Source organism: Blautia sp. HCP3S3_C4, assembly GCF_052064095.1.
Lineage (GTDB): Bacteria > Bacillota > Clostridia > Lachnospirales > Lachnospiraceae > Blautia_A.
Genome location: NZ_JBQHWF010000016.1, coordinates 1 through 17276, shown reverse-complemented (window position 1 = coordinate 17276; position 17276 = coordinate 1). Strand labels below are relative to the sequence as shown.

At 37.6% G+C, this 17276-nt stretch carries 10 protein-coding genes, 1 tRNA gene and 1 pseudogene; 11 read left to right on the top strand and 1 reads right to left on the bottom strand.

What is annotated here, in order from left to right; genetic code table 11:
• A complete protein-coding gene (locus ACTNC6_RS13335) occupies positions 1–2382 on the bottom strand; it encodes an endonuclease MutS2 (protein ID WP_441044336.1) in 2382 nt (793 codons plus the stop codon).
• Positions 2383–2623: 241 nt separating this feature from the next.
• Between ACTNC6_RS13335 and ACTNC6_RS13330 the strand changes: the two genes are divergently transcribed.
• The 11 genes and pseudogenes from ACTNC6_RS13330 (at position 2624) to ACTNC6_RS13280 (ending at position 17052) form a co-directional block, all read left to right on the top strand.
• Positions 2624–2708 (top strand) — tRNA-Leu (locus ACTNC6_RS13330).
• 187 nt (positions 2709–2895) lie between these two features.
• Positions 2896–3843, top strand: a complete 948-nt coding sequence (locus tag ACTNC6_RS13325; protein WP_173743172.1) for a 3'-5' exoribonuclease YhaM family protein — start codon at positions 2896–2898, stop codon at positions 3841–3843.
• Between the two features lie 5 nt (positions 3844–3848).
• Positions 3849–5219, top strand: coding sequence for a 23S rRNA (uracil(1939)-C(5))-methyltransferase RlmD (gene rlmD / locus ACTNC6_RS13320; protein WP_441044335.1), 1371 nt, complete (start codon positions 3849–3851; stop codon positions 5217–5219).
• A 283-nt stretch (positions 5220–5502) separates the two neighbouring features.
• A complete protein-coding gene (locus ACTNC6_RS13315; RefSeq protein WP_005339647.1) occupies positions 5503–5688 on the top strand; it encodes a helix-turn-helix domain-containing protein in 186 nt (61 codons plus the stop codon).
• A 50-nt stretch (positions 5689–5738) separates the two neighbouring features.
• Positions 5739–6221 (top strand): hypothetical protein, encoded by a 483-nt coding sequence (locus tag ACTNC6_RS13310; protein WP_441044334.1) that lies wholly within the window; start codon positions 5739–5741, stop codon positions 6219–6221.
• A gap of 18 nt (positions 6222–6239) precedes the next feature.
• Positions 6240–6872 (top strand): annotated as a pseudogene (locus ACTNC6_RS13305) (DEAD/DEAH box helicase family protein); the annotation flags it as partial.
• A gap of 168 nt (positions 6873–7040) precedes the next feature.
• Positions 7041–8486, top strand: coding sequence for a type I restriction-modification enzyme R subunit C-terminal domain-containing protein (locus ACTNC6_RS13300; RefSeq protein ID WP_441044363.1), 1446 nt, complete (start codon positions 7041–7043; stop codon positions 8484–8486).
• A 4-nt stretch (positions 8487–8490) separates the two neighbouring features.
• Positions 8491–9909: a type I restriction-modification system subunit M gene (locus ACTNC6_RS13295; protein ID WP_441044333.1), complete on the top strand. Its 1419-nt coding sequence runs from the start codon at positions 8491–8493 to the stop codon at positions 9907–9909.
• A complete protein-coding gene (locus ACTNC6_RS13290) occupies positions 9906–11357 on the top strand; it encodes a restriction endonuclease subunit S (RefSeq protein WP_441044332.1) in 1452 nt (483 codons plus the stop codon). Before ACTNC6_RS13295 ends, ACTNC6_RS13290 begins: the two co-directional genes overlap by 4 nt.
• 151 nt (positions 11358–11508) lie before the next feature.
• A complete protein-coding gene (locus tag ACTNC6_RS13285; protein WP_441044331.1) occupies positions 11509–12354 on the top strand; it encodes an HNH endonuclease in 846 nt (281 codons plus the stop codon).
• 24 nt (positions 12355–12378) lie between these two features.
• Complete coding sequence (locus ACTNC6_RS13280; RefSeq protein WP_441044329.1) at positions 12379–17052, top strand: hypothetical protein; 4674 nt, start codon at positions 12379–12381, stop codon at positions 17050–17052.
• Positions 17053–17276: the final 224 nt, after the last annotated feature.

Genomic DNA, 17276 nt, shown 5'->3' with positions numbered 1-17276 from the left:
TTATTTTTTAAATTCTACAATTGTCACACCTGCATCACCCTCGCCGAATTCACCCAGACGGAAGGAATCTACATGTTTCTGACGTTTCAGATAATTATGAACACCCTTTCTCAGGGCACCGGTTCCCTTACCGTGGACAATGCGGACAGATTTCAGATGAGCAATATAGGCGTCATCCAGATATTTATCAAGCTCTGCGATTGCCTCATCTACAGTTTTTCCCAGAAGATTGATTTCTGTGGATATATGTGCAGATTTAGACATACGAATCTTGCCGGTACCTGTACGCTGCATGGTTGGAGTGGTGATTTCTGCCTCATCGATCAGCTCCAGATCAGAAAGCTTTACTTTGGAACGGATAATTCCCATCTGCACAAACAGATTGCCCTTACTGTCAGGACGGCTGCTTACCGTACCTTTCAGATTCATACTCAGAACCTTTACTGCATCTCCCAGAGAGATATCTTTGGCAGTCAGTTCCTTCTTTGGCTTCTGGACTGCAGTTTTCTGGGTCATGCCTTTTTCCGCTTTATTCATACGTTTGCGCAGATCCTGACGCTCTTTTTCCACAGCAGCCAGATCCACATGGTCTTTCTGGAATTTATGGAACATTTTCATGGTCTGGTCAGCATATTCTTTGGCTTCCCGCAGTACTGCATGGGCTTCTTCATTTGCCTGACGGATAATACGGTCTCTTTGATCTTCCAGTTTTTCCTGTTTGGTTTCCATCTGGGCTTTGAGTGTTTCTACTTCTTTTTTATACTGTTCAATCTGGCGGCGCTCGTTCTCGATAGTTACGCGGCTGCTCTCCAGAGAGGTGAGAACATCCTCAAAGGATTCGTCCTGTTCACTGATCTGCTCTTTGGCTTTCTCAATAATATAATCAGGAAGTCCCAGCTTGGAGGAAATCGCAAATGCATTACTTTTGCCCGGGACACCGATAAGCAGACGGTAGGTAGGGCGAAGGGTTTCTACATCAAATTCACAGCAGGCATTTTCTACACCTGAAGTGGAGAGAGCGTATACTTTTAATTCACTGTAATGTGTAGTGGCCATGGTACGGATGCCCTGCTCATGAAGATGGGAGAGAATGGCTATGGCAAGAGCTGCACCCTCTGTAGGGTCAGTACCTGCACCCAGCTCATCGAACAATACCAGGGAATGACGATTGGCTTTCTGCAGAAAAGAAACCACATTGGTCATGTGGGAAGAGAAAGTACTTAAGGATTGTTCAATACTCTGTTCGTCACCGATATCTGCGTAAACCTCTTCAAATAATGCCAGTTCAGAACGATCCAGGGTTGGAATATGCAGACCGGACTGTCCCATCAGGGTCAGCAGCCCAACGGTTTTCAGGGATACAGTTTTACCGCCGGTATTAGGACCAGTAACAACCAGCAGGTCGAAATCTTCCCCCAGACGGATATCAATGGGAACTGCTTTTTTCTTATCAATAAGTGGATGGCGGGCCTGTTTCAGGCGGATTCGCCCTTCGTCATTGAAGATTGGTTCTGTGGCATTCATATCCATGGCAAGAGCTGCTCTTGCAAAAATAACATCCAGTTGTACCATAATATTTAAATCTGCAAGGATGGAATCTGTCTGTGCTGCAGTCTGCTGGCTTAAGTCTGCCAGGATTACCTCAATTTCCTTCTGTTCCTGTAGTTCCAATTCACGGATATCATTGTTCAGCTTAACTACAGCCATAGGCTCTATGAAAAGAGTAGAACCTGTAGAGGACTGATCATGTACCATACCGGGTACCTGTCCTTTGTATTCTGCTTTGACCGGAATACAGTAGCGTCCGTTTCGCATAGTGATCACTGCGTCCTGAAGGTAATTACGTGCGCTTCCGTTTACAAGAGAGGACAGCTGGGTATGGATTCTCTCTCCGGTGATCTTCATATTTCTGCGAATCTGACGCAGGGTGCTGCTGGCATCATCACTGATCTCATCTTCAGAAAGAATACATCTGCGGATTTCTGTAGTGAGAGGAGTAAGAGGCTCCAGTGCATCGAACATCCCATCCAGAGAATCCGGAAGGGAATCTCCGCGATCACTTCTGGAATAGGCCTTGACGCGGTTGGTATTTTCAAGCATGCTGCAGATGGCAAGAAGTTCACCGATTCCCAGTGAACTGCCGATTTCCAGACGTTTCAGAGAACCGCGGATGTCCTTTACACTTCCAAAGGAAATATTTCCCTTTTGGAAAAGTCTGGTCAGAGCGTCCCTGGTCTGAGTCTGCATATGGCGGATTTCCTCAATGTCAGTAGAGGGTTCTGTTTTACGGCAGATATCCTTACCCATGGAGGAGGATGCCTTGTCTGTGAGCATATGGATGATTTTGGAATATTCAAGCGCTTTATATGCTTTATGATTCATATTGATCTCCTGATAAAAAATTGATAAATCGAATTTGCGGGCAAAAATCTTATCAGAAGGCATCAACACCTTCTGATTTTTTTGACCCTGATATCATATTATATATGATTTTGAAGGGTATGAAAAGAAAAAAGTTAAAATTATTAAAAAAAATAAAAAAATCCCTTGACACTTGGAAATATTTTTGGTATAGTACCAATTGTCGCAACAATAAGTAAAACTTATAATAGAAACGCGATATGCGGAAGTGTCGGAACTGGCAGACGAGCAAGACTAAGGATCTTGTGAGCATTGCGCTCGTGTGGGTTCAAGTCCCATCTTCCGCATGATTGAGAGCAAACCAGAGAATTATGGATTTGCTCTTTTTTATTTATTATTTTTCAGAATAGTTCCCGGTGCATTAAAAACGCTCCAGAGCTTTCCTGAGAGATATTCATAAAAAGTTCACATGTTTTTGATAAAATATTTTTACTACCGTGACAAATGGATGGAGAGATAGAGAGGCAGAGGTTTATGCGTTATTTAAATGAATTACATGAGGGTGACAGAATCAGTGGAATATATCTGTGTAAGCAGAAGCAGTCAGCAATGACTAAGAACGGAAAACCATATGAGAACATAATTTTACAGGACAAAACAGGCGTGCTGGATGGCAAGATCTGGGATCCAAATTCGCTGGGAATTGATGATTTCGATGCACTGGATTATATAGATGTTGTGGGAGATGTGACCAGCTTTGCAGGGGCTATGCAGCTGAATATCAAGCGTGTGCGCAAGGCTGCCGAAGATGAATATGATCCTGCAGATTATCTTCCTGTAAGTGAGAACAGCACAGATGATATGTACAGCCAGCTGAGAGCATTCATTGACAGTGTGGAGAATCATTATCTGTCTGCACTTCTGAAGAAATTATTTGTGGAAGATGAAGCTTTTGTGAAAGCATTTGAAGGACATTCTGCAGCGAAGACAGTACATCACGGATTTATTGGTGGTTTGATGGAGCATACTCTTGGGGTGACCAGACTCTGCGATTATATGTCAAAGGCGTACCCGGTCATCAACAGGGACTTACTGATCACAGCATCACTTCTTCATGATATCGGAAAGACAAAAGAATTATCTGCATTTCCGTTAAATGATTATACAGATGAAGGCCAGCTTCTGGGACATATTTATATGGGAGCGCAGATGATCAATGATCTTGCACGCCAGATACCGGAATTTCCGGAGGTGCTTAAGAATGAACTGATCCATTGTATCCTGTCCCACCATGGAGAACTGGAATACGGTTCCCCGAAGAAACCTGCACTGGTGGAGGCTGTAGCCCTCAATCTTGCAGATAATACAGATGCAAGAATGGAAACCATCACAGAGATTTTTGCAGCAAACAAGAGCAAAAAAGAATGGCTTGGATATAATAAATTGTTTGAATCCAACTTAAGAAGAACAGATGAGGTGTAATCTTTATGGAATTTCGTAAGAACGATCTTGTTACGTTAGAGATAGAAGATTGCGGAATTGACGGTGAAGGTATCGGAAAAGCCGATGGCTTCACCGTTTTTGTCAAGGACGCAGTAATCGGAGATACAGTAACAGCCAAAATTATCAAGGCAAAGAAAAATTATGGTTACGGACGTCTTATGGAAGTGCTGAAGCCATCTCCGTACAGAGTTGAGCCCAAGTGCGAATTTGCCCGTCAGTGTGGCGGATGCCAGCTTCAGGCACTTTCCTATGACCAGCAGCTTGTATTTAAGACAAATAAGGTGAAGGGACATCTGGAACGTATCGGCGGCTTTACAGATATCCCCATGGAGCCGATCATTGGCATGGATGAACTTTTTCATTACAGAAATAAGGCACAGTTTCCTGTAGGCAGAAATAAAGAGGGAAAAATCGTTACAGGTTTCTATGCAGGAAGAACCCACAACATTATCGAGAACCGTGACTGTGCACTTGGTGTACCTGAGAATAAAGAAGTTCTGGACCGTGTGATCGCACATATGGAGAAATACGGGATTGAGCCATACAATGAAGCAACATGTAAGGGTCTGGTGCGTCATGTTCTGATCCGTTACGGATACTTCACAAAGGAAGTAATGGTCTGTCTGATCCTGAACGGAAATAAGATTCCGAAAGAGGAGCAGATTGTAAAATCTCTGTGTGAGATTCCGGGAATGACAAGTATCACCATCAATGTAAATAAGAAACGCAGCAATGTGATCCTTGGGGAAGAAATCCGTCTGCTCTGGGGCCAGGAATATATCACAGACAGGATTGGAGATATTTCCTATCAGATTTCTCCTCTGTCTTTTTATCAGGTAAATCCTATGCAGACCCAGAAGCTTTATGCAAAGGCACTGGAATACGCAGATCTTCACGGTCAGGAAACAGTATGGGATCTCTACTGTGGGATCGGAACCATTTCCCTGTTCCTGGCACAGAAAGCAAAATTTGTCCGCGGTGTGGAAATTGTTCCGGCAGCTATTGAGAATGCGAAAGAAAATGCGAAACTTAATGGTCTGGAGAATACAGAGTTCTTTGTGGGTAAGGCAGAAGAAGTGTTGCCAAGAGAGTATAAGAAAAATGGTGTTTATGCAGATGTTATCGTTGTAGACCCGCCAAGAAAAGGCTGTGATGAAACTCTGCTGGAGACCATGGTCGAGATGAACCCGGAAAGGATTGTGTATGTAAGTTGCGACAGTGCGACGCTGGCAAGGGATCTGAAGTATCTGTGTGAGAGGGGATATGAGCTTAGAAAGGTATGTCCGGTGGATCAATTTGGGATGACGGTTCATGTGGAGACGGTTTGTCTCCTCTCTAAGAAATGCCCAGTTTAAGCGGGTTTGAGGGCTATATTGGCTAGAACATATTAATAAAATAAGCCTGTTAAATATGTGCGTTAATCGAAAAATAGAATACGGGTGTAGTGAAAATAAACCTTTTGGCGTAGCTTACAATAAGTGCGCTGAAAGGTTATTTTTATGGGATTTTGTACGCGGAGAAGTAATAGACTGTACGCCGAAAGTTATGTAGGTTTAGATTGATTTTCGGCGTCTTGGCGCTTATAATAGAAATTAGGATAAAATGTCGCATTTTATAACTTTATTGAGGTAAGAAAATATGGAGTTTATGACTATTAAAGAAGCAGCAGAAAAGTGGAACCTATCAGTTAGAAGAGTGCAGACAATCTGCAATGAAGGAATGATAGAAGGGGCTATGAAGTTTGGTAATACTTGGGCCATTCCAAAGAATGCTGTAAAACCAGCGGATAAAAGAATTAAGTCCGGGAAGTATATCAAGTCCTGATTTTGGGACAACAGATATGGGAGAATGGATTAGAAAGGAAGAGTATGCCTATGTTACCAGAAGAAAAAGCTCGTGTAAAAATTGATAAGCAATTAAGAAATGCCGGCTGGGATATAGTGGCTCGAAATGAATATCTGCCGAATAGCACATCTGCTGTTAAGGAAGCTTTGATGGGAGGAAACACAGAAAGTGATTACCTGCTCTTTATTGATGGAAAAGCTATTGCAGTTGTTGAGGCAAAAAGAGAAGAGAATCCTCTTGGTGATGAAGTCAAGAAGCAGGCAGAGGACTATGCTGTTTCTCCACAGGACTGGTATGGCTTATGGTTTGAGGAACTTATTCCGTTAGTGTATATGGCTAATGGAAATAAGATATATTTCAAAAATATGTTGGTTGAAAACAGTGATTATGAAGAACTGTCACAGATGCATTCTCCTAAGAAGATGCTTCAGATTATTGGAAAGAAGTCCGAGTATGGTGCTCTTCCGTTAATCGAGAAGCGTGGCCTTCGCGATTGTCAATATAGAGCATAAGTAAAGTTTGAAGAATCATTAAAAATGGGAAACAAGAAAAATCTGGCAGTACTTGCAACCGGCTCTGGTAAAACTTATCTTGCATGTTTGGCAGCTTATAGATTGCTTAACTATACGCCTACAAAGAGAATTTTATTCCTTGTAGATAGAAATAACCTTGCAAGGCAAACAGAGTCTGAATTTAGCGTGTTTGATCGTACAGAAGGCCAGCAGAAGATGGGAAACCTTTATACAATCAACAGACTTAAGAAGGAAGAAGATATCAAGGGTGATATTGTAATTTCTACAATTCAGAAATTATTTTGCGTATTAACTGGTCAGGAAATAAGTGATAGCGACGAAGATGCCGAGGATGAAAAGGCTAAAATAGACGAAGAAAAGGACAGTAAGACTGAAGTTGATCTGGGTAATGATTTGAAGCTTCCACCGGACTATTTCCAGCTGATCATCGTGGATGAATGTCATAGATCCATTTATGGTAAGTGGAAAAAGGTATTGGATTATTTCGCTGGTGCAACGGTGCTTGGTCTTACAGCTACACCTACGCCAGAAGCATATGCATATTTTAACAAGAATGTTATTGAAGAATATACCTATGATGATTCAGTTGTAGATGGAGTTAATGTTCCACCTCGTGTATATCGAATTATTACGGATATTACAGCGCATGGTGGCACTATTGAAAATGGAGCTAAGATTACAGAAACATCTAAGAGAACTGGAAAATCTGAAACAATAGAAGCTGGATCTTCTGTTGAATATGGTGCGTCAGAACTTGATAGATCGGTTGTAAATAAAAAGCAGATAAAAGAAGTGCTGATGGCATATAAGAAAGCTATTTATGAAGATTTATATCCTAGTCGTGAGCGGAAATGGGAATATATACCCAAAACATTAATCTTCGCAAAAAGCGATCCACACGCAAATGATATTGTGGAAATTGTTGAAAAGGTATTTAAGGTGGAATTTGAGAACGGCAAATTACCAAAAAATTTTGTGAAGAAAATCACATATACTGCCGGTGATTCTAATGCACTTATCAGAGATTTAAGAACTGAGAAAGATTTTAGAATTGCAGTGACGGTAACTCTCGTGGCAACTGGAACTGATGTAAAGCCTTTGGAAGTAGTTCTCTTTATGAAGGATGTTCATTCAGATGTCCTTTATACTCAGATGAAAGGTAGAGGCTGTCGTGTTATCAGTGATGACAAGTTAAAGGAAGTCACACCTAATGCCGACACAAAGGAATGTTACTACATCGTGGATGCAGTTGGTGTAACTGAGTCAGAGAAGTATATTCCAAAGCCTAGTCCTGATGGCTCTGGCAAGAAGAATTTATCTCTGGAACACCTTCTTGAAAGATTAGCTCACAATGAAGTAAGTGATGAAAATCTAATGCTTCTTAGGGATTACTGCTCAACCATCAATAGAAGATATGAGGAAAGTGTGCTATTTGGAAGACACCTTGATTACTTCATTACTAACTTTGGTTTTGCACCAAGAAAATTGGCAAATGATATCAATACAGCATTTGCACAGGGAACATTAGTAGAATACATTAGTCCATCTCATGACAACTCAATGAGAATGGGACTGATATATTGTTTGATTGGAAATCTTCAGGCAAGAAATAAACTGCTTGAAATGCAGAGAGGTTATCTTGTAGAAACCGGCGACGATGACAAGGTACTATATGCAGGATTCTCAAAGGAATCTGCAAAGACGTATATTGAGAATTTCGAGAAATATCTGGAAGACCATAAGGATGATATAGAGGCACTTCGAATTATCTATAATTCTGAGGATAAGGTTATCACACACGAAATGCTTATGGAATTAAGAGATAGATTGCTCTCTGAAAGTCGTCAGTATGGCGTATATCAGATTTGGAAGAATTATAAGCTTCTTGATGAACAGGGAGATGTAGAAGCTCTTGATGGCAAGGCAAATGTAAATGCTCTAACGAATCTGATTCAAATCGTTAGATATGCTTACAAGAAGAGTCAGAAACTTACAAGCTTAATCAATGGATATGCGAGTAGATTTAGTTTGTATTGTGGTCAAAATCAGCGAATACTTACAGAAGAACAGAAGGATATCATGCAGCAGATTGCAGAATACATTATTAATGATGGCGCAATTACAGTTATGGAATTAAATGAAACAGATACTGAACTTTGGAAGAAGGCAGTAAAAAGCTTCGGTGGTAAAACACTTGCAAGTGAAATTCAAACATTATCAAAATTTATATTAAAGGTGGCATAGCATTATGGCGAATCAAAAAAGTGAAGCGGCGTTACTTAAAAAAGTGTGGGATATAGCAAATGTACTTGCGGCAGCAGGTGTTGGTTTTACTGACTATATCACACAGCTTACATATATCCTATTTCTTAAGATGGATAGTGAAAAAGAAGAATTAGGACTTGGTAGTTCTATTCCAGAAGGGTATAAGTGGGAAGATTTAGTAGACCTTAGCGGAACTGATCTTGTAGAAAAATATGAGGAAATCTTAAAGGAACTTTCTGAGAGTGAAGGTATCATCGGAACAATTTTTACAAGAGCAACTAACAAAATTGATAAGCCGGTTATGCTTGCAAAGGTTATTGAAATGGTATCTTCTGAGCAATGGTACATGATGGAGGGGGACTTTAAGGGTGCTATCTATGAAGGCATTCTTGAAAAGAATGGTCAGGATAAAAAGAGTGGAGCAGGTCAGTACTTTACTCCAAGAGTACTTATTCAGGCTATCGTAGAAGTAGTTAATCCAAAGATTGATGAAACAGTAGCAGATCCTGCGTGTGGAACAGGCGGTTTCCTTCTTGCAGCATATGACCACATGAAAGGTCAGAGTAAGGATATTGAGAAGCAGAAGTTCCTTAAGAATCATGCGCTATTTGGTGCAGATAATACTGCGCTTGTAGTGACACTTGCATCAATGAACCTATATTTACATGATATCGGTGTAAATAAGAGTCCGATTGCGTATCAGGATTCTCTTATTGATACATCAGATAAAATGTATAAGGTAGTATTGGCAAATCCACCTTTTGGAACCAGGCCGCAAGGAAGTGTAGAGGTTGCAGCAAATAGGCCAGAGTTTGTAAAGACATCCGATAATCAGGTTAATTTCTTACAGCACATCATGTCCATCGTAAAAACAGGTGGACGTGTAGGTGTGGTACTTCCTGATAGTGTACTTACAGATACTGGTGCGACAGCACAGGTAAGAGAAAAGCTTTTGAAAGACTTTAATCTTCATACCATTCTTAGATTACCTACAGGTATTTTCTACGCAAATGGTGTTAAGACAAATGTACTGTTCTTTGAAAAGGGTGAGTCTACAAAGAATATCTGGGTATACGATTACAGAACTGGCATCAAGCATACAATGGCTACAAAACCTATGACAAGAGCACATCTTCAGGACTTTGTCGATTGTTATAAGACTGGTGCAATTCAGGATAGAAAAGCAACTTACGATAAGGATACCAATCCTAATGGAAGATGGAGATGCTTTACAGAGGAAGAAGTAAAAAATGCGGATAATCTTGATTTTAAGTGGCTTGATTTGGAAGAGAAGGATGAGAGAACTATTGCAGAAATCCTAGATGATATGCAGGTAGAGTCGGATGGAATAGCAGAGGCTGTTTCTATGCTCAAGAACTTGTTGGGAGGGATTGAGATTTGATAGATACAGCAGCATTAAGAAAGAGAATACTTGATTTAGCGATTCAAGGATTACTTACACCCGATGTTACAGTTGATGAAGGCGTTAATTTAAAAGTGAATAATATTCTTGTAGAAAATGAAATTAAGAACGATATTGTTTTAAGTGATATTCCATATGATATTAAAAATACTTGGTGTTGGATTAAACTGGGATGGATTATGGGTATAGAGCGAGGCGGATCACCTAGGCCTATAAAAGCTTATATTACCGAGGCGGAGGACGGGATTAATTGGATAAAAATTGGTGATGTTTCTAAGGATGGAAAATACATTGAAAAAACGAAAGAAAAAATAATACCGGAGGGAGAAAAGAAGAGTAGGCATGTTTATCCCGGCGATTTTTTGCTAACTAATTCAATGAGTTTTGGTAGACCGTATATATCTAAAATAGATGGATGCGTGCACGATGGTTGGCTAATACTGAGAAATACTGAAGAGCTTTTTGATATGGATTTCTTATATCATCTGCTCTCGTCGTCATATGTATATAATCAGTTTTCCAAGAAAGCTTCAGGAGCTACAGTAGATAACTTAAATATTGATAAAGTTGCAGATGCTATTATTCCGCTTCCACCTGTTGAGGAACAAAAGATTATTGTGGAAAAAGTGGAAGAAATGATGCAATATTTAGAAACTATTTCAAAACTTCAAATTATGTATTCTTCAGATCTTGAAGTTTTGAAATCAAAGATTATTGATGCAGGAATTCAGGGGAAACTTACTGAACAGCTTCCAGAGGATGGAACAACTGAGGAGTTGCTGGAGCAAATTGCAGAAGAGAAGAAGCAGCTTATTAAGGAAAAGAAGATAAAAGCAACAAAAGCGCTTCCTGAAATCACAGAAGATGAGATACCTTTTGAAATTCCGAGTAATTGGAAATGGGTGAGACTAGGGGATATATCTACATTTAAAGGCGGATTTGCATATAAAAGCAATTTATATGTGAAGGAATCAATGAATCAAATTATTAGATTGGGTAACGTAAAGCAGAATAAATTGTTATTAGACGCACGCCCAGCATATATTTCTGATGAGCTAGCAGATGAGACAGAGGATTATCGTATTAAAGAAAAAGATATTTTGGTTACTATGACAGGGACAAGAAAACGTGGCGATTACTTTTTTGTGAAATTGATAGATGGGGATGATATTTTGGATAAAAGATTATATTTAAATCAACGTGTTGGCTGTATTAATCCGTTTAGTGGAGTGTTACCGGAGTATTTGGTAAAAGCATTGCAACATTCTTTAATTCGAAAAATTATATTTAATTACGAAACAGGTGCAGTTAATCAAGGAAACTTGGGTTCAGAAGAAATAAAGAAACATGTTTATATACCACTTCCACCAGTTGCAGAACAAAAAAGGATTATCACACGAATAGATCAATTGATGGAGCAAATGTAGGTAAATTAGATTGACTAATCAAAATGAATTTGGCTTGGGATTAGTACAGAAATGTGTTGTCCCGTTGCCAACAGTTATTAAGCAGATAATGATAGTTGTGAGATTAAATAGCTTTATTGGAGAAATATAATTATCGACAGGGGGAGCCTTAATGCCAACTGAAAATTATGTCTATAAAAAAGAAGTAGACTGGTCTTTGTTGCAGGAAGGGCTCACTTTGCCCTTTGACAATCAGGTTGTATTTGGACAGATAATGGGGCGTTTCCTAAATAGAGGTGAGTCTAAAGATATCACGCTTTATCTGAATGGAAAATCTTATAAGGCTCAGATCAGAAATGTGAATTTTGATCCAAAATTTAAGAGAAAAAAGGACACATTGCAAATACGATATTCTAAGAATGGTGAACTTGCAAAGGCATTGCAGTTATACTTTTCAAAGAGCTATCAGTTTATAAAGACCACGCGTGAAATGCGTGAACCAGGTGACAGAACAATGATAAGGTTGCCTGAAGAGTGTAAGGAATACCTTGCAATATATACAACAGAATATGATGATTCTTACGTATTAGAGACCATTGTTGCGGATGATATTGTTTCTTTAAGGCAGGCAGTTTCTGGTCAGAAGGAAAGAATCATGGAAGCTGGATTTAATTACGACGTGGAAGATTCGACATCTACAATTCTTGAAACCGAAAGAATTGTTAAGATTAGAAAGCTTAACAAGAAGATAGGAGATAATTTGAAACTCTTATATGGTTATCGTTGTCAGATATGTGGCCAGTTAATTGGTGAGGAGTTTGGCTCACATATTGTTGAGGCGCATCATATTGATTATTTTGTATCAAGCCTTAATAACGATGCAAGTAATCAACTTATTGTATGCCCGAATCATCATAGCATAATACATGACACTAATCCGATATTTGATAGGCGAAGACTGTTATACATATACAAGAATGGTCTGGAACAGAAGTTGGTATTGAATCAGCATTTATAGATTAGGTGAGGAGGTGATTAGTAAATGGATTTGGTGACAGCAATTGGATTGCTTAGCTCTTTTGTTACTTTAGAAGAGGCAGAAAGAAGCTGGGTATTAATTGTAAAAGACAAATTAAAGAGAAAAGAAATTGACATTAGTAATTGGGATTCAGATGATCCTTTAGTTCAGGCTTGCCTTGATAGATTTAAAACTGATATGGGGGATAAATATAATGATCATATTTTTTCAGTGGAAGAAATCCAAGAAATCATTCGGGGCTTTTTTGAGCAGAATAGAGAGCTGCGTATAGGGAATGAGGAAAAGAAGCAAATGACTCAGATTATTGAGGATATTTTATACGCATATAATGAGTATACGAAGTCCCTTATGTCAAGCGGCGAAAGAACACTACATAACACACTATCATCGGATTTTTCCAAGATAATGGATAAGCTGGGGGTGATAGAAGAACAACCTCGTAAGAAAAACATTAAGAAGTTTTTGCGTGCGATTGAAATAAGTAAAGAAATTGAACTTGAAAATATTGAAGAGCTTATTAACGGTGAATATGAAATTGACAGGTCAGAAATTATAGAAACGATACAGGCAGGACGAGAAAAATTAGTATCGATACAGGGAAATGCTGGTTCTGGTAAATCAGTTGTATGCAAAAAACTATTAAAGGGAAAAGAATACGTATTAGTCACGCGAGCAGAGAATTTGTCCACTGGAAAGAAAGTAAACGAATTGTGGGATTGCGATATAGAGGATGCAATACTGTGGTTAGAAAATAAACCGCTATATATTTTTATTGATGCTATCGAATTTATTGCAGATTGTGGTGACAATGCATTTCCGTTATTGCAGGAGATATATAGGCTTGCAGATAAATACAGCAATGTATATATTATTACTTCGTGTAGAACTACTGATAGTTCTGCGTTTATGAAGATTAATACAAAATATAGAATCAAAACATATGAGATTCCGGATTTGGTGAAAGATGAGATTGATAAGGTTGCTAAAAGTTATCCTATTATTTTATCTTTACAGCAGAGTAAAAAATATTCGGATTTATTATGTGTGCCATTTTATCTCAATTTAATTGTATCGGGTGGATTTGTAGAAGAAAATATTAACGATGAGAATAATTTTAGAAATCTCATATGGGAAAGAATCGTCTGTTTAAAAGACAAGTGCAAAAAATACGGTGTCTCACAAAGTGAGGTTAGAAAAAATGTTGAGCGTATTGTTTTTGAACGTGCTAGTCGTTTTGTTGTTGGTGTTGATAGTGATATTGTAGATAGCGATATCCTAGAAGCATTGAAATCAGAAGGAATTATTGTTGAAAGCAAGAATAAGATACGTTTGAAATATGATATTTTTGAAGATATTTGTTTTGAACGATATATAGATAAGGCGTTCGATGCATGTCATGGATCGTATAATAATTTTTTTGATGAAATAGAGAAAATCGGACGTTGCATATATAGGAGATACCAGATTTGGATATCTAATAAACTGTTTGTACAGGAGGCTCGCGAGAAATTTGTATATACACTGTTAACGGATAATAGTATTGAGGAAAATTGGAAAAAGCAAACAGAAATTGGGATAGTAAAATCAAAATACTGTGGAATGTTTTTCAAGGAATTTCAGGAGTTGCTCGATGAAACAGTGATCGAAGAATTGTTAGATATAACAAACTTATATGCATTTGAGGCGAAAATTAATCATTCACCAGCATTAATAATGAATGTAACACCGATAGGAGCTGCACGTGAAAATTTAATTGGTATGGTTTTTGAAGAACGCATAAGTCTAGATAAAAATAGAGCTTCTATTATTAAGCTATGTGATGATTATGCAAATTGCTCTTATAAAACTGCGGATACTGAAGAAAAAGCATGCAAAATAATAATAAGATATATTGACGAGCTAATAGAAAAGAGTAAAGAGGAAAAATCATATTATCAACATGATGAAGAGATTGTACAGCTTTTCCTTATAGTTGCAAAAATGGCAAAGACATCTAAGTCATGGCTGAAAGAATTTGTTGAAAATATGATAGCAGAATATTGCTCTGGAATTAGTAGAACGGACAGTGTTGCTGAAGAGATTCTAGGGGCAGTTGTGAAAAAATGTTCTATTTCATTTGCTATGGAATTACCAGAATTAGCATGTAGATCAGCGGAAACGTTATGGAGACAAAGAGTGTCAAGAAAGCATTTTGAGTATGATGGATATGACTATAATAATGTAAGAGCGTATGGTCTATCTGACAATGCAGACCACTTCGGCAATAATGAAAACGGCGTGTATAATAATACTTTTTTTTGGTATGTTATGAAATGTGACTTCGTAAAAGGCCTTGAGTGGGCAATATCATTTGTTAATAATGCAGTACAGACATTTGCAGAGAATAAGCCAGATGAGATAACAAAAATAGAAATTTATTTTCCAAAAGAAAACAAGAAAAGAGTGTATTGGGGTAATGGATGGTTGTGGATGGCGGATATCATGGAACATAACCTTCCGGTGGTATTGACGGACATTGTTTTCGTAATAAAGAAGACTGTTATTAATACTATGAGAAATTCTTCTGACAGCGAATATATTAAGGGCTTGGCAGAATATGTTAAGAAAACTATATATGAAAAGGCCAACAGCGTATTGCTTTTGTCTATTATTGAGGCTATAGGGATGAATTATCAAAAAGAAATGCCGGGGTATGCATTAGAATTAGCATCCAGTATGGAATTAATATATTTTGATATTCATCGTAGTGGCGAATTTATTTCTAATCCGACAAAAGAATTGTTGGAAAAACAGATAATGCTATCGATGGGAGTTCCAAAAATAACCAGGAGATATGAGAAAGACGAAAAGTGTGCGTGTAATTTGCAACAATATTTTGCTAATTTGTATCTTTGTGGAGATGAAGGAATAAAAAATAGATGTCATGTTATTTTAGATTACTTATATTCTATATATGATGAAAAAACTTATCCAAATGAGAATTTGCAGATTCAAAAAATGGATTTTCGCGATGCTGCTGTGACAGAAATAGATGAAAAGACAATAATGATCGAACCGCAGATCAAGGGGGAAGCTCAAAAGATTGTAAAAAACAATGAAGAAGCAAATGAACCCATATCGAATATGAATGAAATATTAAATCGACTGATAAGTGATATCAATGAGAAAAAAGCTGATGCTGGTCAAATTGTTTCAGTAATTAATATTCTTTGTGAAGAAATGAAGGATGATTATCGTATTGAAATGCAGTTTGAATCAGTACTTGTTACATTAATTGCTTCAGTTTTGATAATGCCAGATGTTACGGATGAACAGAGAAATATACTAGTCGAGGAATGGATTAAGCGTGTAAAGAAAATATTTTTAAACCAATCTTATGTAGCTGAAGTTAATATGGTAATTGCATTGTGGGAACAATTGAATAAAGATATAAATAACGATCTTAAACAGCAGATATTGTTAATGATATTAGAGAGTATAGTTAATGACGAAAATTCAGGATTAATTAGCCAGATAGCAGAATTAACAAAGTATTTTTTAGCAAAAAATAAGAATTATGCATGTAGTATTTTTAATACAATTGTTATGCTTGCTGAAGATGAGATGAACCATCAGAAGTTTAATGCTGCATTTATAAAAGAAAATCGTAATGATACTGAGTATGAATTTATTCCCAATATGGTTCCTAAATTACGTGGCGTGGATCGTTGGATTCGAGAAAATAATAGAAATGAATATCAAAATAAGAGGTCCGAGATAATTCAAGAATATTTGTATGATGGTAAGGGAGTAGATCTTTCTGAGTTTGATATCAGTAATTATGATATAGGCCTTCTCTGTAATATTGCATGTTGTGGATTGGATACATCAGATGAGAAATTTGTCATAGTAATTAATTCGATTGTGCAATGTATGATTGAAATATGGCATAAAAACTGTAAAAAAATGCGGGCTCATAAAATAATTAACACATTTCAAGAATATAAAGTATCCTCTTATTTTCAAAGAGAATTGAATATGATAGGACGAAATCCAGAAGCCGTTTATGATATTCTATTTAAAGAAACTGACTTTTCGATATTTACTAGAGATACAGTGGATTTTTATGAAGATGTTCTTAGTGGCTTTTTGGCGGCATATGTTGATGGATTTAGGGAGAAGGGTAAGAGAGATGACATTGAGAAGAAGATTCGAATTCTTGAAACTTATGTAAATAATATTCCAGAAGACTATGTAAGAAATATTCTTGAAAAGAGATTGTTCCTTTGTAAAGGAAGATATAGCAGATGGGATGTAAACAAAGTAAAGGCAGAATATAGTTATAAAGATAAGTGTTTTTTGAATGTACAAATTGAAAAGTATGGCTCCAATCATTTGATGGATGTTCTATACACAGTATATTTGTTTAATATTAGTGAGCTTTTACCAGAGATTTTGATCTCTATTAGTTCGTGCTTTACAAAAGCTATTAAAAATAATAAAGAACAGTTTGCAAAAGAGATAAAAGATTCACAAGTGATAGTTGATATGATTATCTTAAAATCCTTTATATTCCATAGCGATGAAATAAAGAAGGATGAGAAGCTGATTAATGCGTACGAGGACATACTATTAGCATTGACAGAAATAAGAAATGAGAAGGCGGCTGTACTATTAGATGAATTTCGAATTCATTGATTTGAGTTTGGAAGGTAGATAATTTAAAAGAGAAACGCACAATAAAAATTTGGAGGATACTATGAAACAGGCGATTGTTAATTTTTGCAAGTCAACGGATACGGGATTGTTCTTGCTAGATATGCCGACCGGCTGTGCGCCACGAAGGCGAGGACTTGTGGCATGAAGCCAAACAAGTATAGCCATGCTGTGTGAATGATGATGGCAGGCCCATCGGAACCGCC